This is a genomic window from Cryobacterium cryoconiti (assembly GCF_004403065.1).
In the GTDB taxonomy this organism is placed as follows: Bacteria; Actinomycetota; Actinomycetes; order Actinomycetales; family Microbacteriaceae; genus Cryobacterium; species Cryobacterium cryoconiti.
Genome location: NZ_SOHA01000041.1, coordinates 97,158 through 115,137, shown reverse-complemented (window position 1 = coordinate 115,137; position 17,980 = coordinate 97,158). Strand labels below are relative to the sequence as shown.

18 protein-coding genes are annotated in these 17,980 nt (G+C 67.8%); 7 read left to right on the top strand and 11 right to left on the bottom strand.

The annotated features are described in order from the left end of the window. Positions 1-120 precede the first annotated feature (120 nt). The 4 genes from E3T49_RS14870 to E3T49_RS14855 form a co-directional block, all read right to left on the bottom strand. A complete protein-coding gene (locus E3T49_RS14870; RefSeq protein WP_134425682.1) occupies positions 121-546 on the bottom strand; it encodes a pyridoxamine 5'-phosphate oxidase family protein in 426 nt (141 codons plus the stop codon). A 113-nt stretch (positions 547-659) separates the two neighbouring features. After that, a complete protein-coding gene (locus E3T49_RS14865; protein ID WP_134425681.1) occupies positions 660-1,595 on the bottom strand; it encodes a hypothetical protein in 936 nt (311 codons plus the stop codon). 119 nt (positions 1,596-1,714) lie between these two features. Beyond that, on the bottom strand, positions 1,715-1,984 hold the full coding sequence (locus tag E3T49_RS14860) for a protealysin inhibitor emfourin (RefSeq protein ID WP_134425680.1): 270 nt from the start codon (positions 1,982-1,984) through the stop codon (positions 1,715-1,717). Between the two features lie 10 nt (positions 1,985-1,994). After that, positions 1,995-3,167 (bottom strand): M4 family metallopeptidase, encoded by a 1,173-nt coding sequence (locus E3T49_RS14855; protein WP_134425679.1) that lies wholly within the window; start codon positions 3,165-3,167, stop codon positions 1,995-1,997. A 252-nt stretch (positions 3,168-3,419) separates the two neighbouring features. Here E3T49_RS14855 and E3T49_RS14850 point away from each other — a divergent pair, with 252 nt between their 5' ends. From E3T49_RS14850 to E3T49_RS14830, 5 genes are all read left to right on the top strand, one after another. Next, on the top strand, positions 3,420-4,310 hold the full coding sequence (locus tag E3T49_RS14850) for an LLM class flavin-dependent oxidoreductase (protein WP_134425678.1): 891 nt from the start codon (positions 3,420-3,422) through the stop codon (positions 4,308-4,310). 210 nt (positions 4,311-4,520) lie between these two features. Then, a complete protein-coding gene (locus tag E3T49_RS14845) occupies positions 4,521-6,383 on the top strand; it encodes a BCCT family transporter (RefSeq protein ID WP_241972849.1) in 1,863 nt (620 codons plus the stop codon). Positions 6,384-6,508: 125 nt separating this feature from the next. Further along, positions 6,509-7,627 (top strand): AI-2E family transporter, encoded by a 1,119-nt coding sequence (locus tag E3T49_RS14840; protein WP_134425676.1) that lies wholly within the window; start codon positions 6,509-6,511, stop codon positions 7,625-7,627. A 199-nt stretch (positions 7,628-7,826) separates the two neighbouring features. Next, positions 7,827-8,096 carry a 30S ribosomal protein S15 gene (gene rpsO / locus E3T49_RS14835; RefSeq protein WP_104101100.1) on the top strand — a complete coding sequence of 90 codons (270 nt, stop codon included), beginning with the start codon at positions 7,827-7,829 and terminating at the stop codon, positions 8,094-8,096. A gap of 126 nt (positions 8,097-8,222) precedes the next feature. Next, on the top strand, positions 8,223-9,293 hold the full coding sequence (locus tag E3T49_RS14830; protein WP_134425675.1) for an LLM class flavin-dependent oxidoreductase: 1,071 nt from the start codon (positions 8,223-8,225) through the stop codon (positions 9,291-9,293). Positions 9,294-9,345: 52 nt separating this feature from the next. On the opposite strand, the gene E3T49_RS14825 is transcribed toward E3T49_RS14830, so the two are convergent. From E3T49_RS14825 to E3T49_RS14815, 3 genes are all read right to left on the bottom strand, one after another. Further along, positions 9,346-9,534, bottom strand: a complete 189-nt coding sequence (locus E3T49_RS14825; RefSeq protein WP_134425674.1) for a YegP family protein — start codon at positions 9,532-9,534, stop codon at positions 9,346-9,348. 193 nt (positions 9,535-9,727) lie between these two features. Further along, the gene (locus E3T49_RS14820; RefSeq protein ID WP_134425673.1) at positions 9,728-10,039 is read right to left on the bottom strand and encodes an AzlD domain-containing protein; all 312 of its coding nucleotides are present in this window, start codon (positions 10,037-10,039) and stop codon (positions 9,728-9,730) included. Beyond that, entirely contained in the window at positions 10,036-10,809 is a 774-nt protein-coding gene (locus E3T49_RS14815) for an AzlC family ABC transporter permease (RefSeq protein ID WP_134425672.1), read from the bottom strand. Before E3T49_RS14815 ends, E3T49_RS14820 begins: the two co-directional genes overlap by 4 nt. A 130-nt stretch (positions 10,810-10,939) precedes the next feature. On the opposite strand from E3T49_RS14815, the gene E3T49_RS14810 reads away from it, so the two are divergent. Continuing rightward, the gene (locus E3T49_RS14810) at positions 10,940-12,475 is read left to right on the top strand and encodes an amino acid permease (RefSeq protein WP_134425671.1); all 1,536 of its coding nucleotides are present in this window, start codon (positions 10,940-10,942) and stop codon (positions 12,473-12,475) included. 148 nt (positions 12,476-12,623) lie between these two features. Continuing rightward, a complete protein-coding gene (locus E3T49_RS14805) occupies positions 12,624-13,085 on the top strand; it encodes a VanZ family protein (protein WP_134425670.1) in 462 nt (153 codons plus the stop codon). Here E3T49_RS14805 and E3T49_RS14800 read toward each other — a convergent pair. The 4 genes from E3T49_RS14800 to E3T49_RS14785 are packed head-to-tail and all read right to left on the bottom strand — an operon-like array spanning position 13,073 to position 17,896. Then, positions 13,073-14,794: a glycoside hydrolase family 13 protein gene (locus tag E3T49_RS14800; protein ID WP_134425669.1), complete on the bottom strand. Its 1,722-nt coding sequence runs from the start codon at positions 14,792-14,794 to the stop codon at positions 13,073-13,075. The two genes, E3T49_RS14805 and E3T49_RS14800, sit on opposite strands and share 13 nt — an antisense overlap. Further along, entirely contained in the window at positions 14,791-15,699 is a 909-nt protein-coding gene (locus E3T49_RS14795) for a carbohydrate ABC transporter permease (protein ID WP_134425668.1), read from the bottom strand. The genes E3T49_RS14800 and E3T49_RS14795 overlap by 4 nt, the downstream gene beginning before the upstream one ends. Further along, positions 15,699-16,634 carry a carbohydrate ABC transporter permease gene (locus E3T49_RS14790; RefSeq protein WP_134425667.1) on the bottom strand — a complete coding sequence of 312 codons (936 nt, stop codon included), beginning with the start codon at positions 16,632-16,634 and terminating at the stop codon, positions 15,699-15,701. The genes E3T49_RS14795 and E3T49_RS14790 overlap by 1 nt, the downstream gene beginning before the upstream one ends. 2 nt (positions 16,635-16,636) lie before the next feature. Beyond that, entirely contained in the window at positions 16,637-17,896 is a 1,260-nt protein-coding gene (locus E3T49_RS14785) for an ABC transporter substrate-binding protein (RefSeq protein ID WP_134425666.1), read from the bottom strand. Positions 17,897-17,980 lie beyond the last annotated feature (84 nt).

The following is a 17,980-nucleotide window of genomic DNA, read 5'->3' as shown; positions in this document are numbered from 1 at the left end:
GCGCCACCTTCCACAACCTGCGCCGAGGCGGGGGTGCACGTTGAACGGCTGGCCGATGGCTCCGCCCAGCTCGGCACGCTGATCAGGACGACACCGAGCCTGGGCTCGAAACACCTGCGCCTAGTATCGGTCGGGTTCCGGGCCGAGTTGGAACCGGCGGCCCGTGACCGTTGTCGGGACGATCTCAACGTAGATGTACTTCAGGGTCGGGATCAACGGGCGCAGCGGCAGCTGATCTGCGGCCTCGATCTCGGTTTCCTTCTCGAGAACACGGGCCTCGCCGCGCACCACGACGCTCCACGCCTCGCTCCGGCCGACGCCGTCCGTCTCGAAGGCGACCCGATTGTTCACCGTGAGCTCGAGGAGTTTCGTGCCCTCGGCGGTGCGGAACAGCAGACGCTTGTCCACGGCAACGAAGTTCACCGGGTAGATGTCCGGTTCACCGGAGATGCTCAGCGCCAGTCGCCCGAAACTGGACGAGATCAGGAGATCCCAGCAGTCGTCCTCGGTGAGATTCTGAACCGGATACAGGTCGTTGGTTTCCATGACTCATAGTCCCACGCGGTCCGGGCCGGCGCGAGCAGGTGCCGGGCACCAAAAAAACGCGCCCACCTTCCCGACGGGAAGGTGGGCGCGTTTTGCGCTGTTCAGCGAACCGGTCAGTCCTGTCGGACCGGGCGCGCGACGGTGCGCCGCATGGCCAGGAGCGCACCGACTCCGAGGAGCAGGAAGCCTGTGCCGACGGAGATGAGCAGTGGAGCCGAGTCGACGCCGGTCGCGGCGAGTTCGGGAGCGGCCGCGACGATGGGAGCCACCATCGGGGACGCCGTCTCCGTCTCGATCACGGTATCTGTTTCGGTCTCGGACTCGGTTGGCGTGTCGGTCTCAGTGTCGACCGGGGGGATCTCGGCCGCAGGAACGACGTTGTTGGTCAGGCGCGTGGAGCAGTCCACGGTCGCGCCGCCGCCGGTGCCTGAACCGACACACTGATTGACCTTGATCAGCGGAAGAGCGGACGTCTGGGTTGACGCGCCGACGGTGCAGTTCACCCGGTCGGTGCCGCCGCCGCCATTACCGGAGCCGTTGCACTGGACGATGGTGGCGGTGGCCAGGTTGGTGTTCTGCAGCGGGTCGCAGTCCACCGTCGGCTGGGTGCCGCCGCCGGTACCTGATTCGAGGCACTGGTTGACGGTCGCGGCGGTGGTGGTGAAGGAGCCTGTGATGTTGTTGATGATCGAGACATTGCAGATGACGTTCGAGCCACCGTTGTTGCCGGAGCCGTTGCATTGCGTGGCCGTCAGCGTGAGCTGCGGATAGGACTCGGTCAGGGTCTCGCAGGTGATCGATGGCGGAGCGCCGGCGAAGCCGTGGCATTCTCTCGTGGTCACGGTCGAACTGGTCGTGTTGGCGTCCAGGTCGTAGTTGTTGGTGATGGTGATATCACACACCACAGCCTGGCCTCCGACGTTGTCGGTGCCGTTGCACTGGTTGACGTCCGGTGACGACGGCGCAGCTGAGGCGGCCATCAGGGGCGACGCGCTCAGGACGAACGCCGCGAGGAGGAGGCCCAGTGCCAACGCAATCGAGTGGTTCAATGCCGAAGGACGGAAGAAAGAACGTGAAGATTTTACAGCCGGCAGATTAGCGATGGCGAGCCCCCTTTATCAGTGCCACTCTAACAGGGGATCCTCAGGCTGATGCGACGACGGATGGTTCAGGAGGCGTCATTCACGCCTCTGACCCGGTCAATGAGTTCTTTCCAGGGCCCGCAGACCTGCTGCTCGCCGAGCACGACTTCGTGCGGGGCGCAGCGGATGCGGTAGACATACCGGTCGGGTTGCGGCGCGGTCTCGGAGACCGCGTCCCACGGCAGCCCGCCGAGAAGTTCCGCCCAGGCGGACCGGTCGGGTTGCTCGTCCACCTGGACCTCCCAGGTGGTGCGGATGCCGGCGAAGCCACCGCTTCTGGAGACGACGACCTTCATGGGGCCGATGTTACTCCGGTCGGATGCCGGGATCGACGAAGGCGCGGCCGGCGACCGGCGAACTCCCCGGTCGGGACGCGGATCGGGTGCCCCAGCCGGCACCGAGCCCGCCGCCCAGGCCGACCTCGCTCCACCCGGCGATGACCGCGTCGTGCTCGCGGGAACCGGCGCCGTAGCGCGTGACTGCAGCCCGCGAGGTTGCCCGGGCGAACCCGGCGAAGTCCACTGTGCGGGGGAGCGTGCCGGAGGTGAGCGTGTCGAACCAGATTCGGCCGGCCGTGTCCCACGCGTTGCCGCCGAGCGCGGTGGCCACGAGGTAGAACGCCCGGTTCGGGATGCCGGAGTTCAGATGCACCCCGCCGTTGTCGTCTTCGGTCTCGATGTAGCCGGACAGATGCGCCGGCTGCGGATCTTTACCGAGTACATCGTCGTTGTAGGCGGTTCCGGGCGCCTTGAGCGACCGCAACGCGACCCCCTGCACCTGATCGGTGAAGAGCCCCTCCCCGATCAGCCACCCGGCCTCGGCAGCGGACTGGCCCCGCGCGTGCTGCTCCACCAGGGACCCGAAAACGTCCGACAGGGATTCGTTGATCGCGCCGGATTGCCCCTCATAGGCAAGGTCGGCCGTGAACTGGGTGACTCCGTGCGTGAGTTCGTGCCCGATCACCGTCACCGAGGACGTGAACCGGTTGAAGACCTGGCCGTCGCCGTCGCCGAACACCATGCGTTCGCCGTCCCAGAACGCGTTGTCGTAGTTGCGGCCGTAGTGCACGGTCGCTTCCAGCGTCAGACCGCGGTCATCGATCGAGTCACGCTCGAACACGTTCCAGAAGAGGGAATGGGTGTCGCCGAGACCCTCCCAGGCCTCGGTCACCGCCGGGTCTGCCCCGGGCGGCTGCCCCTCGCGGCGTACCAGCCGGCCCGGCAGGCGCTCCAGGCTGCCGGCATCCGACACGGCCCGGTCGAGACGGCCGCGCACCGGCGCGGCGCCGCTCACGCCGGGGCGGGGCGGCGACGGATGCTTCGCCGCGCGCAGGTCGCGGATCGGCGTGTCCCGCATCAGCGACCGCCTCGCTGCCTCGGCTGCTGCTGCGAGCCGGGGATCGTCGACCCGGGCCAGCCGCACCAAGAGGTAGGGCGGCACGATCGCGCACCGGGTGGCCTTGTGCGTTGAGCCTGTCATGGCTCGAGTGTGGCACCTGCCGGTGACGCGCACCACAGGAATAGGCCGATTGGACCCGGCGAGCGGTCGACCCGGCCTGGGAAGGCCCGCGGCGGCATCCGGAACGTGGGCCGCTTGCCGCCGCGGGGGTCTGCTGTCCTCAGCTGGCGGACCGGCTGCCTGAGGAGGAAAGAATGCCGGTCGCGCATCATTAATAGCACCACCGCCTGCGGCCGAGAAGGCGTGTGCGAAGGCGCTCCGTAGACTCACAGCATGCGCTTCGGAATCGTCATTCTCCCGCAGGACTCGTGGCCCGTTGCCCGTCGCCGCTGGGAGGAGGCGGAGCGCCTCGGTTTCGATCACGCCTGGACCTACGACCATCTGTCCTGGCGGTCCCTGGCCGACCAGCCGTGGCACGCGACGATTCCGACCCTGACTGCGGCGGCGGTCGTCACCTCCCGGATCCGGCTGGGCACCTTTGTCTCGTCACCGAACTTCCGGCATCCGGTGACCTTCGCCAAGGAAATCGCCACGCTCGATGACATCGCGGGCGGGCGATTCCTGCTCGGTGTCGGATCGGGCGGGACCGGGTTCGACGCCACCGTGCTCGGCCAGCCCGAGTACACCCCGAAGCAGCGCTCGGAGCGCTTCAGGGAGTTCGTCACGCACCTCGACGTGTTACTGCGCCACGAAGAACCGGGTGGCGGCGGCATCAGTTTCAGCGGCGAATGGGCGAGCGCGGTCGCCGCCCGCATGGTCGGCGTGCCGGCCCAGCAGCCGCGGGTTCCGTTCGTGATCGCCGCGAACGGGCCCACGGGGCTGCGCCTCGCGGCGACGCACGGCTCCGGCTGGGTGACGACGGGAGCCGACGGGGCGGAGGGCGACGCCTGGTGGGCCTCGGTCGCCGCCCTGGCGCACCGGCTCGACGATACGGCGCTCGCCCTGGGCCGTGACCCGGCCGGAATCGACCGGTACCTGTCGCTCGACAGTGGCGGCAGCTACTCACTGCGGAGCATGGCCGCCTTCGAGGATGCCGTCGGCCGCGCCGCTTCCCTCGGCTTCACGGATGTGATCTGCCACTGGCCGCGCAGCAGCGGCGTCTACACCGGATCGGAGGCCGTTCTGGAGCAGATGCCGGCCGTGATGCGGCGGCTGAGGACCTGAGCGGAAGCACGGGAGATGCTGAGCGGCCGTCAGCTCGAAGCCCCACGGGCTGTAGTCTGGAGGATTCGCCCTCCGGCGCCCGCCTCCACTTCTGGACCCGGGTCCCGTTTTCGCTGCAGGCCTCGTGGACGAGGCGCTGACACGCTCTCCGTTCCGCACCGGCCTCTCCCTGCCGGTCGCGGACCATGCTCCCGATCCAGAAAGCACGACGTGACCGCACCAAACCCCGTACCCAACCGTCCCGATGAGCGTCGCCCGGACCGGTCCCGCCACCGCGGCAAGATCGTGCCGGCGCCCCGGGTCTTCTTCCCGGCCCTGATCATCATCCTGGCCATCGTTGTCATCGCCATCGTCTTCCCCACCCGCACGGGCGACACCCTTAGCCTGCTACAGGGCTGGGTCGTGGCCGGCCTGGGACCGTACTACCTGATCATCGTCGCCGGGTTCGTGGTCTTCGCGGTCTGGATGGGGATGAGCCGGTTCGGTGACATCAAACTCGGCCAGGACGACGATGTGCCCGAATTCGGGCTCATGTCCTGGTTCTCGATGCTCTTCGCCGCCGGCATGGGCATCGGCCTGGTGTTCTGGGGCACGGCCGAGCCGCTCACCCACTTCACCGACCCGAAGCCCGGCGTCACGGGCAGCAGCCAGGAGCTGGCCGCGGCAGCCATGTCACAGACGTTCCTGCACTGGGGCTTCCACGCCTGGGCCATCTACGCCGTGGTCGGCCTGTCGCTGGCCTACGCCATCCACCGCAAGGGACGTCCCGTCTCGATCCGCTGGGCCCTGGAACCTCTTCTCGGAGACCGGGTGCGTGGGCGCCTCGGCGACTCCATCGACGTGATCGCGATCGTCGGAACCCTCTTCGGCGTGGCCACCTCCCTCGGGCTGGGTGTCAAGCAGATCGCCGCCGGCCTGCACCACCTGGGCGTCGTGGGCGAGGTCGACAACACCCTGCTCGTGGGGCTCATCGTCGTGATCACCCTGATCGCCACGGCATCCGTCGTCAGCGGTGTGGGCAAGGGCATCAAGTGGCTCTCGAACATCAACCTCGGCATGGCCGGGCTGCTGCTCGTGGCCGTGCTGCTCCTCGGCCCCACGCTCTACCTGCTGCGCGTATTCGTCGAATCCATCGGCGGCTACCTGCAGGGTGTCGTCGGGCTCACGTTCGACGCCGGCTCCTTCACCGGCCAGACCGGCCTCGACTGGCAGGGTGCCTGGACCGTCTTCTACTGGGGCTGGTGGATCTCGTGGGCGCCGTTCGTCGGCGTCTTCATCGCCCGGATCTCGCGCGGCCGCACGGTGCGCGAGTTCGTGGCCGGCGTGCTGCTGGTGCCCACCCTGGTGACGTTCGCGTGGTTCGCGGTGATGGGCGGCAGCGCCATCAAGCAGGCCTGGGACGGCAGCGGCGGTGGCCTGTTCGACCCGGAGGTCGGAATCATCCCCGAGAACGTGCTCTTCGACTTCCTCTCCGGCCTGCCGTTCGGCGCAGTGCTCTCGGTGCTCGCCGTGATCGTGGTCGCGATCTTCTTCATCACCTCGGCCGACTCCGGATCGCTGGTCATCGACATGCTCGCCTCCGGCGGCGACACGAACCCACCCAAGTGGAGCCGCATCCTCTGGGCCGGCCTCGGCGGGCTCGTCGCCATCGCGCTCCTGCTGGCGGGTGGCCTCGCGGCACTGCAGACGGGGGCCATCCTGACGGCCATCCCGGTCAGCGTGGTGATGATCGGCATGTGCTTCGCCACCTACAAGGCCTTCCAGGAAGAGCATCAGGTGCTGGTGCGCCTCGAACGGCGCCAGCGCCGGGAAGAGCTGGCCGGACGGATCAGCAAGAAGGTCACCGACCACCTGGAGCAGAACTTCGACGACCACTTCGGCGACCAGATGGACGACCGGATCACCGCGGCCCTCTCCGATGGGGAACAGCGCCGGTGGAAGCTCTGGCGTCGCAAGCATCCGGTGGAGCACGCCCGCGCGGAATCGGACGTCGCCGAGCAGGCGAACCTGACCGAGTCGGAGCCGGTCGAGCAGGTTGAACAGGTCGAGCAGGTCGAGCCGGCGACGCGGTAGACCTTCGACGCGCGGGCCTCAGACGTCGATGCGGGAACCACGTTTGAGGCGCGGTCGGCCGCTGCTCAGGAGCCCCTGATTCCAGGGCCGTATCCCGGCGCCGGACACGTGCCTATGGTGGAGGCATGCGCGCCGCCGACACCTCACACCAGCCTCTGCAGACCCTGCTGACCGACCGACTCGGCCGGATAGCCGTGCGCTCTGCCCAGATCATCGTCGTCATCGTTCTGGCGGGCGGCGCCGTCTACGCCCTGGTCCAGGTGAAACTCGTGGTCATCCCCGTGCTGGTGGCGCTGATCCTGGCCTCGGCGCTGGCGCCGCTGGTCGGCTGGCTGCGGAAGCGCGGCCTGCCGAGGATCCTCGCGACGTGGATCACCCTGCTGGCGGGGGCGCTCATCCTCGGCGGCATCGTCACGCTCATCGTCTTCGCGGTGCGCAACCAGTGGGGTGCGCTGGTGGTGGCCGCCAGCGACGGGCTCGACGAGCTGCAAGGGCTTCTGGTGGACGGGCCGCTGGAGCTGGACTCCGAGCAGTTCAACGCGGTGCGGAACGCGATCGTGGGCTTCGTGACCAGCGCGCAATTCGGCACCGGCGCCCTCGCGGGCGTGTCCGCCGCGGTGGAACTGGTCACCGGGGCCCTGCTGGTGCTGGTGATCCTGTTCTTCTTCCTCAAGGACGGCGGCCAGATCTGGGGGTTCTTCCTCCGGTTCCTGCACGGCGGGCCGCTCGAGCGGGCACACCGGATCGGTGACGTCACCCCGACGGTGCTCGGTCAGTATGTGCGAGGGACTGCGATCATCGCCCTTTTCGACGCCGTACTGATCGGCATCGGGCTGGCCATCCTGCAGGTGCCGCTGGCCCTGCCACTGGCCGTGATCGTGTTCCTGACGGCGTTCATCCCGCTGATCGGGGCCACCGTCGCAGGCATCCTGGCCGCCCTGGTGGCCCTGGTGGCCAACGGTCCCCTCGTGGCGTTGATCGTGGTGGCCATCGTGGTCGTGGTCAACCAGATCGAGGGCGACCTGCTCAACCCGGTGGTGATGGCGGGCTCGTTGAAGCTGCATCCGCTGGTGATCCTCATCGCCCTGACCGTGGGCACCATCCTCGGCGGCATCGCCGGGGCCGTGCTCGCGGTGCCGTTCGTGGCCGTGGGCTGGGCGATGATCAAGGTCTGGGACGGCCCCGACGAGTCGATCACGAAGCGGGCCAAGTTCTCACTCCGGCACCGGCCGGTGCCTGCCTAGGGCCCGGACATCCTCGGCGCCCCTGCACGAACCCCCCCCCCCCCCAGCTGCTCGCCGTCCCGCCCGGGATCGCCGCGCGGAGCTGCCGGCCGCCCCGACTCTGCTAAACTCGGTGGGTTGCCGTTTGACGGCCGCGGATCAAGAGAGCCCAGGCATTCGGCCCCGGGCACCGCGCAGTGAGAGAAAGGGGATCCCATCTATGGCACTCGAAGCTAATGCAAAGAAGGCGATCATCGAAAAGTACGCTACCCACCCAGGCGACACCGGGTCCCCCGAAGTGCAGATTGCCATGCTCACGCAGCGCATCCTGGACCTCACGGAGCACCTGAAAGAGCACAAGCACGACCACCACTCACGTCGTGGCCTGCTTCTCATGGTTGGTCAGCGCCGTCGTCTGCTCGGTTACCTGTCGGATGTCGACATCACTCGGTACCGCACGCTGATCGGCAGCCTCGGACTGCGCCGCTAAGGCACTTTTCGAAGACACCGCGATCTTCTTACAAACGGGCCGTCACCTTCAAGGTGGCGGCCCGTTTCGTATGTCCGGGAGTGGGGAACGGGAATATCCCCGGGCCCGGCGCGGTTTTCCCCAGCGATGTCTACCTCCGCGCTGAGCCTGTCCGTGCTCGATCTGATTCCCGTCCGCACCCCCCAGAGCTCCGCTCAGGCGATCGCGGCAGCCGTGCGTCTCGCCCAGAGCGCCGACCGCCTCGGCTACACCCGGTACTGGGTCGCGGAGCACCACAATATGCAGGCGGTGGCGTCGACGAACCCGCCCGTGCTGATCGGCATCCTCGCCGCGCGGACCGAACGCATCCGGGTCGGCTCCGGGGGAGTGATGCTGCCCAACCACTCGCCGCTCGTCATCGCCGAGCAGTTCGGCATCCTCGAGGCGGCCTTCCCCGGTCGCATCGACCTGGGGCTGGGCCGTGCGCCCGGCAGCGACCCGATGATCACCGCGCTGCTCCGCTCGAGCGGCGCCGTGAGCGAGGTCGACGCGTTCCCGCGCAACATCGCCGACATCGCCGCGCTGCTGCACCCCGACGGGGCTTCGCTCAGCCTCACCTCCGGCCAGGAGTACACCCTGCACGCGACGCCCGCCGCCACCGGGATGCCCGACATCTGGCTGCTGGGCTCGAGCGAGTACTCGGCCCGGCTCGCGGCCCGGCAGGGCATGCCCTACGTCTTCGCCAACCACTTCGCCGGCGACGGCACCACCCAGGCCCTCGACCTGTACCGCCGCGGGTTCACGCCCAGTGAGACCCTCGACGCACCCCGCACGATCCTCACCCTGAACGTGGCGGTCGCCGACACGAAAGCAGAGGCCCTCGCCCTCGCGCTGCCGCAGATGCAGCAGATGGCGCGCCTGCGCTCAGGCCTGCCGCTCGGACCCCTCGCCACGGTCGAGGAGGCCGCCGCCGCACCGATGACGCCGGCACTGCTCGGCATGGTCGAACGGATGGCCGCCGCCTGGATCATCGACGAGCCCGTCGGTGCTGCAACGCGCATCCGTGCCCTCGCGGCGCAGTTCGGGGTCGACGAGGTCATGCTGCAGCCGATCGCGTCCGCTCACACGGATGCGGACCCGTTCGCCTCACCGGCCCGGGAGCGCACCCTCGAACTGCTCGCCGCGGAATTGCTGACCGGGGAGCAGCTCGCCGCCTAACGGCGCGCGTGCGGGTGGGCGGTCACGCCCTGGTAGCCGGCTGTTTCCGGGCTCAGTCTTCCGGTTCCGTCATGTCGACCACGTGCGACTTGACGTGGGTCTTCAGCGCCTCGATGCCCTTGAGGGCCTCCGCCTTGGAGTGGTAGCTCTCGGAGGTTGCGATCACTTCGCCGTTGTTGGCCTTCAGCCGAAACTGGAATCCGCCGGATCGTTCTGCGTAGAGCTCGTATTTTCCACTCATGGCACACTCATTTCTTCAACATTGAAAAACATGGTCGGCAGCTAGCCGTTGGAAAAACCCTACCGCTCCCGGCACCGCGACCGGCAACTGTCGCCCGTGCGGACAACTGTTGCCCGCGTGCCGGCAACAGTTGTCCGCACGGGGAACAGATGAGTGGCAGGGCGGCGACGGTCGGGGCGGCCGGGGCACGGTGCTAGGCGGCGCCGAGCAGGCGCAGTCCGGCCGCCGCGGCCGCTCCCGCGACGACCACCACCAGGAACGGGGCCCTCAGCCAGAGGGCGATCGCCGCGGCGGCGAGGGCGCCGAGTCGGGCGTCCAGGACCAGCGTCTGCCCGGTGGAGAGGGTGTTCGCGACCGTCAGGGAGGCGAGCAGGCCGATCGTGAGCGTGCCGGCGACCCGGGCGATGCGCGCGTTGGTGAGCCACTTGCGCGGCACGAGGTAGCCGAGCAGCTTCGTGAGAAACCCGGCAGCACAGGCCACGAGGATCCAGAACCAGACGCTCACCGGGGAGCCTCCGCATCCGGTGGACCGGGCCGGTGGCCGGGCCGGTCCCGAGGATCGGGATAGGGGTCGACGTCGGGCTCGAGACCCTCACCGTCCGGCCCGTGCCGGAAGCCGAACCAGCCGATGCCGGCGGCGGCGACGGCCGCCACCAGGATGGGTACGCCCGGCGGCACGAACGGCACGGCCAGCACGGTGGCCATGGCGCACACCACGGCGATCGCCGCCGCCTCCCGGGATCGCAGCCGCGGCCAGAGCAATCCGAGGAACGCCGCGACGGCCGCCCCGTCCAGACCCCACCGTTTCGGGTCACCGAGGGCGTCGCCGGCGAACGCCCCGATCAGCGTGAAGGCGTTCCAGAGCACGAAGATGCCCACGCCCGCCACCCAGAAACCCCGCTTCTGCTCGACAGGGTCGGTCTGTCCGGTGCTGGTGGCCAGCGATTCGTCGATGGTGACCTGGGCCGCGGCGAAGCGGCGCCAGCCCTGCGGATGCAGCAGGGCGTTCAATTGCATGCCATAGACGGCATTACGGATGCCGAGAAGCGCCGCCGCGCCGGCAGCCGCGGCCCCGCCGCCGCCGCCGGCGATCACCCCGATGAACGCGAACTGGGAGCCCCCCGAGAACAGGAGCAGGCTCAGAACCGCGGTCTGCCAGACGTCGAGGCCCGAGGCCACCGCCAGGGCGCCGAACGAGATTCCGTAGAGCCCGGTGGCCACCGCGACCGACAGGCCGACCCTGACTCCGGGGGAGTGGCGAAGGTCGGCAGGCACCGCTCAATGCTAGGGGGTGGGCGCCGGTCGCGGGTCGGCGGGCGGCCGCTGCGTAGCGCCTGACCGGCGGGGGGTCCCCGGCGGGGGCCTAATATTGAGCGGTACCCAACGGAACGGAAAACACCCAGTTATGAGCGTCTGGCGCACCAAGAGCATCGAAGCCTCCCTGGCTGACTCCCTCGAGAAGGGCCACAGCCTCAAGCGCACGCTGGGCACCTGGGACCTCATGATCATGGGGGTGGCGGTCGCCGTGGGCGCCGGTATCTTCTCGGTCGGTGCGAAGGCGGCCGGCAGCTACGCCGGGCCATCCGTCACCCTGGCGTTCCTGCTCGCCGCGATCACCTGCGCCCTCGCCATCATGTGTTACGCGGAGTTCGCGTCGGCGGTGCCCGTGGCCGGCTCGGCGTACACCTTCACCTACGCGACGCTCGGTGAACTGCTCGCCTGGATCATCGGCTGGGACCTGATCCTCGAGATGCTCACCGCCGCCGCCGTGATCGCCAAGTATTGGGGAATCTACCTCAGTGAGGTGTTCGAGCTCTGGAACTGGGATGTCCCGGCCACGATCTCGGTCTTCGGCCTGCAGGTCAGCTGGGGCGCCTTCGTGATCGTCGCCATCTTCACCACCCTTCTGGTGCTCGGCACCAAGCTCTCCGCGCGGGTCGCCAGCATCTTCACCATCCTCAAGGTCGCGATCGTGCTGTTCGTGATCGTGGTCGGCGCCTTCTTCATCAACCCGAAGAACTACACGCCGTTCATCCCCGAGGCCGTGCCGTCCACGGGCGGCGACGGCGACGTCTGGATGCAGTCGCTCTTCTCGTTCATGACCGGCGCCCAGCCGGCCCAGTACGGACTGTTCGGCCTGCTCGCCGGTGCCTCACTGGTCTTCTTCGCGTTCATCGGGTTCGACGTGGTCGCCACCAGCGCCGAAGAGGTCAAGAACCCGCAGAAGACGCTGCCGCGCGGAATCTTCGCCGGTCTGGCCATCGTCACGGTGCTCTACCTCGGTGTCAGCCTCGTGCTCACCGGAATGGTGCCGTACACGGTTCTTGCCGACGACCCCAACGCCTCGCTCGCCACGGCGTTCATCTCGGTCGGCGCCGGCTGGGCTGCTCAGGTGATCTCGGTCGGCATCCTGGTGGGGCTCACCACCGTGATCATGGTGCTGCTCCTCGGCCTGTCCCGCGTGCTCTTCGCGATGAGCCGCGACGGCCTGCTGCCGCGTGGGCTGAGCGTCACCTCATCCAAGCGCGGCACCCCCGCACGGGTGCAGATCATCTCCGGTGCCGCCGTGGCCCTGATCGCCGGGTTCACCGACGTGGGCGTGCTCGAGGAAATGATCAACATCGGCACGCTGTCCGCCTTCGTGCTGGTCAGCATCGCCGTGGTCGTGCTCCGCAAGAAGCGCCCCGACCTGCCCCGGGCCTTCAAAGTTCCGTTCTCGCCGTACCTGCCCATCCTGTCGGCGGTGCTCTGCTTCTGGCTCATGCTCAACCTCACGACGCTGACCTGGGTGCGCTTCGCGGTCTGGCTCGCGATCGGCATCGCGGTGTACTTCCTCTACGGCCGCCGCCACTCCGTGGTCGGCATCGAAGCCAAGCGCGTCTTCGACGACACCCTCCGCGAGGAGCTCATCGCCGAGGAACGGGCCGCGCTGAGCAAGTAGAGCCCCTGCATGACCCGCGAAAGCGCACAATCTGCCCCCTCAGTGTTCGGGAAGGGGCAGATTGTGCGCTTTCGCGTTCGGTGAACGGCCCCTGCGCGCGGAGAGCGCACGGGGTAGACCCCCAGCAGGGATCGGGGAGGATGGAGCCATGCTGCACCGTCACCCGCTCCTGTCCCTGATCACGCTCGCCTATCTGGCGTTCGTGGGCTGGGTGACGCTGGGGCCGCAGCCGCTCGACAGCAGCAACAACGGGCTGCTGCTGCGGGCGCTCGGGTTCTTCGCCCGGCACGACTCCACCGACTGGATCACCTACGGGCGGGTCGAATTCGCCGCCAACATCGCCATGTTCATCCCGATCGGGGTGTTCCTGCTGCTTCTGTTCGGGCGCCGGTTCTGGTGGTTGGCCATCGCCCTGGGTCTCCTGCTCACCGGCACGATCGAGTTCACCCAGCAGTTCCTGCCGACCCGGTTCCCGGAAGTGCGCGATCTGGTCGCGAACGGGAGCGGCGCCGTGCTCGGGGTCGTCGCCGGTCTGGTCCTCACGGCGTTCAAGCTGGTGCGCCGTGAGGACCCCCGGACGAGGCGAGCCGCTCCGACCTACAGCCGGTAGAGGCGCGCCTCCCACGGGCGCAGGGTCGTCTGGGTGGCGGATGCGGCGGCATCCGCCCGCGCCGGGTAGTTCGCCAGAACCAGTTCCGCACCCGAGACGTCCAGCGGCAGCGGGTCGGTGAACGGGAGATCCGACGCGTTGGCGACCACGAGGAGTGTTTCCTCGCCCCGGGTGCGTGTGAAGGCGTACAGCGCCTCATGGTCGGGTTCGAGCAGGGCGAAGTCACCGAGCGCGACCACCGCGCTGTCGTGACGCAGTGCGATCAGTCGCTGGTAGAAGCGGAACACGCTCCGCTCGCTGTCGCGGTCGGCGGCCACGTTGACCGTGTCGCTGTTGGGGTTCACGGCCAGCCACGGTGTGCCGGTGGTGAAACCGGCCTGCGGGGAGGCGTCCCACTGCATGGGTGTGCGCGCGTTGTCACGGCCCATGGTCTGCACGCCGGCGAGCACGGTGCCCGGGTCGAGGTCGAACTCGTCCACCGCCTCACGGTAATGGTTGAGGGACTCGAGGTCGCGGTAGTCGTCGATGGAGTCGTACCGCACGTTGGTCATGCCGATCTCCTCGCCCTGATAGATGTAGGGCGTGCCGCGGTGCAGGTGCAGCACCAGCGCCCAGAGCGTCGCCGACTCGTAGCGCCACGAGGTGTCGTTCCCGAAACGCGACACCAGCCGGGGCTGGTCGTGGTTGTTCAGGTAGAGGCTGTTCCAGCCGGTGGCGGCGAGGCCCTCCTGCCAACGGGACAGGCTCTTCTTCAGCGCCGGCAGGCTGCGCGGGAGCACGTCGAACTTGTGCTCGCCCTGGTCGAGGCCGACATGCTCGAACTGGAATATCATGTCGACTTCACGCCGGGCCGGGTTGGTGAACAGCAGGGCGTCATCGGTGCTCACGCCGGGCATCTCGCCGACGGTGAGGTGCCGGCCCGTGCGCCCGTCGAACACCTCCCGGTGCATCTCCTGCAGGAAATCGTGGATCTGCGCCCCCATCGGCGAGCCGCCGCCGGTGGCCGGGGCCGGTCCGTCGATCAGCTCGACCTGCTTGGCGATGAAGTTGATCACGTCCATCCGGAAGCCGTCGACGCCGCGGTCCAGCCACCAGTTCATCATCGAGTAGACGGCCTGGCGCACCTCGGGGTTCTCCCAGTTGAGGTCGGGCTGCTGCTTCGCGAACAGGTGCAGGTAGTACTCGTCGGTGGCCGGATCGAGGGTCCAGGCCGGGCCGCTGAAGGCGCTGCCCCAGCCGTTCGGCGGTCCGCCGTCGGCCTGCGGCTTCCGCCACCAGTACCAGTCGCGCTTCGGGTTCGTCAGCGACGAGCGTGACTCCTGGAACCAGGCGTGCTCGTCGCTGGTGTGGTTGACCACCAGGTCCATCACGATCTTGATTCCGCGCTCGTGGGCCTCGGCCAGCAGCAGGTCGAATTCCGCCAGGCTGCCGAAGACGGGTTCGATGTCCTGGTAGTCGCTGATGTCATAGCCGTTGTCATGCTGCGGCGACGGGTAGACGGGGGAGAGCCAGACCGCGTCGACGCCCAGCTCGGCGAGGTAGTCGAGCTTCGAACGGATGCCGCCGAGGTCGCCGATCCCGTCGCCGTCGGAGTCCGCGAAGCTGCGCGGGTACACCTGGTAGACGACGGCGCTGGTCCACCAGGGGGCTCCGGTCTCGGGGGTGGACTCGGGGGCGTTCGGGCCGGCCGTCGGTGCGGTGGTTGTCATTTGATCGATCCTCTCATCACGCCGGAGATGACCCAGCGCTGGGCAAAAATGTACACAATCAGAAGCGGGGCCATGGCCATCAGGTACGACGCGAACGCAGCCGAGTAGTTGGTGTTGAACTGGCCCTGGAACACGAACTGGGAGAGCTGCAGGGTGCGCGCCGCCGGGTCCGAGAGCACGACGAGCGGCAGGATGAAGTCGTTCCACGCCCAGACACAGGTGAGGATGCCGACGGTCGCGTTCATCGGGGTCAGCAGCGGGAAGATGATCTGCCAGTACACCCGCCACGTCGTCGCCCCGTCGGTGTAGGCCGCCTCCTCGAGCTCGATCGGGATCGACTTGATGAACGCGACGTAGATGAAAACGTTGAGCGAGAGCCCGAACACGGCGTAGAGCAGGATCAGTCCGACCTGGTTGTCGAGGCCGAACAGAGCCGTCTCTTTCACGACCGGGAGCATGATGATCGGGAACGGAATGAAGATGGCGGACAGCAGGTAGAAGTAGACACCCTTGAAGAACGGCTTGTGTAAATTGCGGGCGATGGCATAGGCCACCAGCGAGTTCGTCAGCAGGGTGAGCACGACGGCGCCGACGGTGATCAGGGCCGTGTTCACCAAGGCCTGCGGGAACCTGGTCAGCGTCCAGGCGTCGACGAAGTTCTGCCAGTGGAAACTGGTAGGCAGCTCGAATCCGGTGCCGCCGAGCTGGTCGGGGGTCTTCAGCGCGGTGACCACGGCGAAGTAGAGCGGCACCAGAACGGTGATCGCGCAGACCGCGATCAGCGCGGTGGCCCACCAGTTGATCCGGGCACGGTTGCCGTTGATGCGCCGGATCGCGCGCGGGTCCCGGGCGGGTCTGGGGGACGCAGGTTCGAGCGTCGCGGGGGCGTCGATGGTGATAGCCATTAGAAGTCGGCCTCCTTGCGCTGAAGAACTCGGAACTGCAGAAACGAGACGAGCATGATGACGACGACGAAGAGCACCGCGTTGGCGGACTGATAGGCGAACTCGCCGCCCTGGAAGCCGCCCCGGAAGATGAGCAGGGTGATCGATTCGGTCGAGGTTCCCGGCCCGCCGGCGGTGAGGGCGACGATGTGGTCGAAGGTTTGCAGGAATCCCTTCAGGCTCAGCACCATGTTGATGGTGAAGAAGGCGCTGATCATGGGGAAGGTGATCGACCGGAACTGCCTTCTCGGCGTGGCGCCGTCGATCGCGGATGCCTCGTAGAGCTCCTGAGGGATCGTCTGCAGCCCGGCCAGGTAGAGGATGATCGCGAACGCGCAGGCCTGCCAGACCGCCAGGGCGACGATGGCTGTCCACGCCCAGTCCGGGTTGGTCAGGATGTTGTCACGGAACACCGGGATGCCGGACAGGATCCGGGGGAGCGAGTTGGCGAAGAAATACTGGAAGACGTAGCCGACGACCAGGATCGCCAGCACGTAGGGGATGAAGAAGACGCCGCGGAAGGTGGACTGGAACGCGATCTTGGCATTGAGCCCGACCGCGATCGCCAGCGAGATCACATTGGTGAGGATGGTGGCGACGATGGCGAAGCCGAAGGTGAAGCCGTAGGCCTTCAGCACCCGGTCGTCCTGGAACAGAGCGATGAAATTGCCGAACCCGACGAAGTCCCAGGAACCGAAGCCGGCGTAGTTGGTGAAGGAGAAGAAGATGCCGATGAGCACCGGAACGGTGTGCAGCAGCGCGAAGACGGCGACCGCGGGGACGACCATCCAGTAGAAGGCGCGCGGGGTGGCTCCGACGCGTCGCCGCACGCGGCTCGACCCAGTCGTTCGGGGTGCGCGCTCCGGCCGGGGCCGGGTCAGGACGGGAGTAGCCATCGTTAGTCTCCGCTTCGTGTCGAGGTGGTGCGTGATGCGACCTTGCGCCACTCGTTGTCGAGGGTGGCCAGCGCTTTCGCGCTGTTCTGGTCGGTCAGGTACTGCTGAACGATCGGCCCGAGCGGGATGCTCGCCGGGATCTGGTGATCGATGAAGCCGGTGATCCGGCCGGCCTGGAAGTACGGCTGCAGTTCCGCCAGGGCCGGGTTGGTGTTCTCTGCGGCGTCCCGGGCCGTCGAGAACATGTTCTGGGAGGCTGCGAAGGAGTTGAGCACCTCCTTCTGGAAGAGGAAGTCCACGAACAGCCGGGCCTCGGCGAGGTGCGGAGTGTCGCGGCCGATGGCGATGGCCACGTCGACGCCGGAGACGAGCTTGATGTCGGCCGGGTCATCCGTCACCGGGTACGGGAAACCGCCGACGCTGATGTCGGGGTTGTTGGCCAGGATCGGGCTGAGGGCCCAGATCCCCTGCATCAGCATCGCCGATTCACCATTCGCGAAGGCCAGGTTGCCGTCTTCGTAGGTGCGGCCGAGGTAGCCGTCCTGCGCGTAGGAATACAGCGTCTGCAGCTTCTGCAGCGTTTCGTCGTAGTTCTTCGCGAACGAGACGGCGGAGTCGGGACCGACCTCCGCACCCTCCGCACGGAGGTCGGGGAAGAAATCGTCGCCGCCGAGTTGGGCGCCGATACCGTTCAGGGAGGACTGGATCGTCCACGCGTCGGCCGCGGTGCCGTAGAACGGGGCGATTCCGGCCGCCTGGAGGGTGTCGCAGGCGGCGATCAGCTCGTCCCAGGTGGTGGGGATCGCGATGCCCTGCGCGGCGAAGATCTCGCGGTTGTAGAGCACGCCGTTGCCGTTGTTCACGAAGCCGAGGGCGTTCACCTCGTTCTCGTAGGTGCCGAGGGCGCCGACGATGTCCTGCACGGCCGGGTTGATCTGGTCGAGAACGGGGTCGCCGGTGAAATCGTGGAAGACGCCGGCCCGGGCGAGCTGGCCGAAGTTGCCCGATCCGTTCAGGCTGATCACATCGGGCACCTTGTTCTTGACCAGCAGGGTGCGGATGGCGGTGTCCGCGTCGGGGACGGCGTTCTGCGTCACCCGGATGCCGGGGTTCTCGGCCTCGAAATCGGCGATGATGCCGTCGAAGTCAGCAATGGCCTCGGACTTGAACTGGAAAAAATCGAGGGTGACGACGTCGCTCTCGCTCGGGGCGCAGCCGCTGAGCGCGCCGAGGCCGAGTGCGCCGACCAGGACGAGTGCCATGGATCGCCGCAGCGTCCGCGGCCTCCTCGGCCGATGCCGTCGCCGGGAGGGTGCCTGGTACGTCGTCGTATCCGTCATTGCGGG

What these genes read in the sequence shown, in the direction of transcription:
- E3T49_RS14810 (WP_134425671.1), top strand. Translation starts at nt 10,940, where the DNA reads ATGAGCGTCTGGCGCACCAAGAGCATCGAAGCCTCCCTGGCTGACTCC.
- E3T49_RS14870 (WP_134425682.1), bottom strand. Translation starts at nt 546, where the DNA reads ATGGAAACCAACGACCTGTATCCGGTTCAGAATCTCACCGAGGACGAC.
- rpsO (WP_104101100.1), top strand. Translation starts at nt 7,827, where the DNA reads ATGGCACTCGAAGCTAATGCAAAGAAGGCGATCATCGAAAAGTACGCT.
- E3T49_RS14830 (WP_134425675.1), top strand. Translation starts at nt 8,223, where the DNA reads ATGTCTACCTCCGCGCTGAGCCTGTCCGTGCTCGATCTGATTCCCGTC.
- E3T49_RS14800 (WP_134425669.1), bottom strand. Translation starts at nt 14,794, where the DNA reads ATGACAACCACCGCACCGACGGCCGGCCCGAACGCCCCCGAGTCCACC.
- E3T49_RS14855 (WP_134425679.1), bottom strand. Translation starts at nt 3,167, where the DNA reads ATGACAGGCTCAACGCACAAGGCCACCCGGTGCGCGATCGTGCCGCCC.
- E3T49_RS14785 (WP_134425666.1), bottom strand. Translation starts at nt 17,896, where the DNA reads ATGGCACTCGTCCTGGTCGGCGCACTCGGCCTCGGCGCGCTCAGCGGC.
- E3T49_RS14795 (WP_134425668.1), bottom strand. Translation starts at nt 15,699, where the DNA reads ATGGCTATCACCATCGACGCCCCCGCGACGCTCGAACCTGCGTCCCCC.
- E3T49_RS14805 (WP_134425670.1), top strand. Translation starts at nt 12,624, where the DNA reads ATGCTGCACCGTCACCCGCTCCTGTCCCTGATCACGCTCGCCTATCTG.
- E3T49_RS14825 (WP_134425674.1), bottom strand. Translation starts at nt 9,534, where the DNA reads ATGAGTGGAAAATACGAGCTCTACGCAGAACGATCCGGCGGATTCCAG.
- E3T49_RS14790 (WP_134425667.1), bottom strand. Translation starts at nt 16,634, where the DNA reads ATGGCTACTCCCGTCCTGACCCGGCCCCGGCCGGAGCGCGCACCCCGA.
- E3T49_RS14860 (WP_134425680.1), bottom strand. Translation starts at nt 1,984, where the DNA reads ATGAAGGTCGTCGTCTCCAGAAGCGGTGGCTTCGCCGGCATCCGCACC.
- E3T49_RS14840 (WP_134425676.1), top strand. Translation starts at nt 6,509, where the DNA reads ATGCGCGCCGCCGACACCTCACACCAGCCTCTGCAGACCCTGCTGACC.
- E3T49_RS14850 (WP_134425678.1), top strand. Translation starts at nt 3,420, where the DNA reads ATGCGCTTCGGAATCGTCATTCTCCCGCAGGACTCGTGGCCCGTTGCC.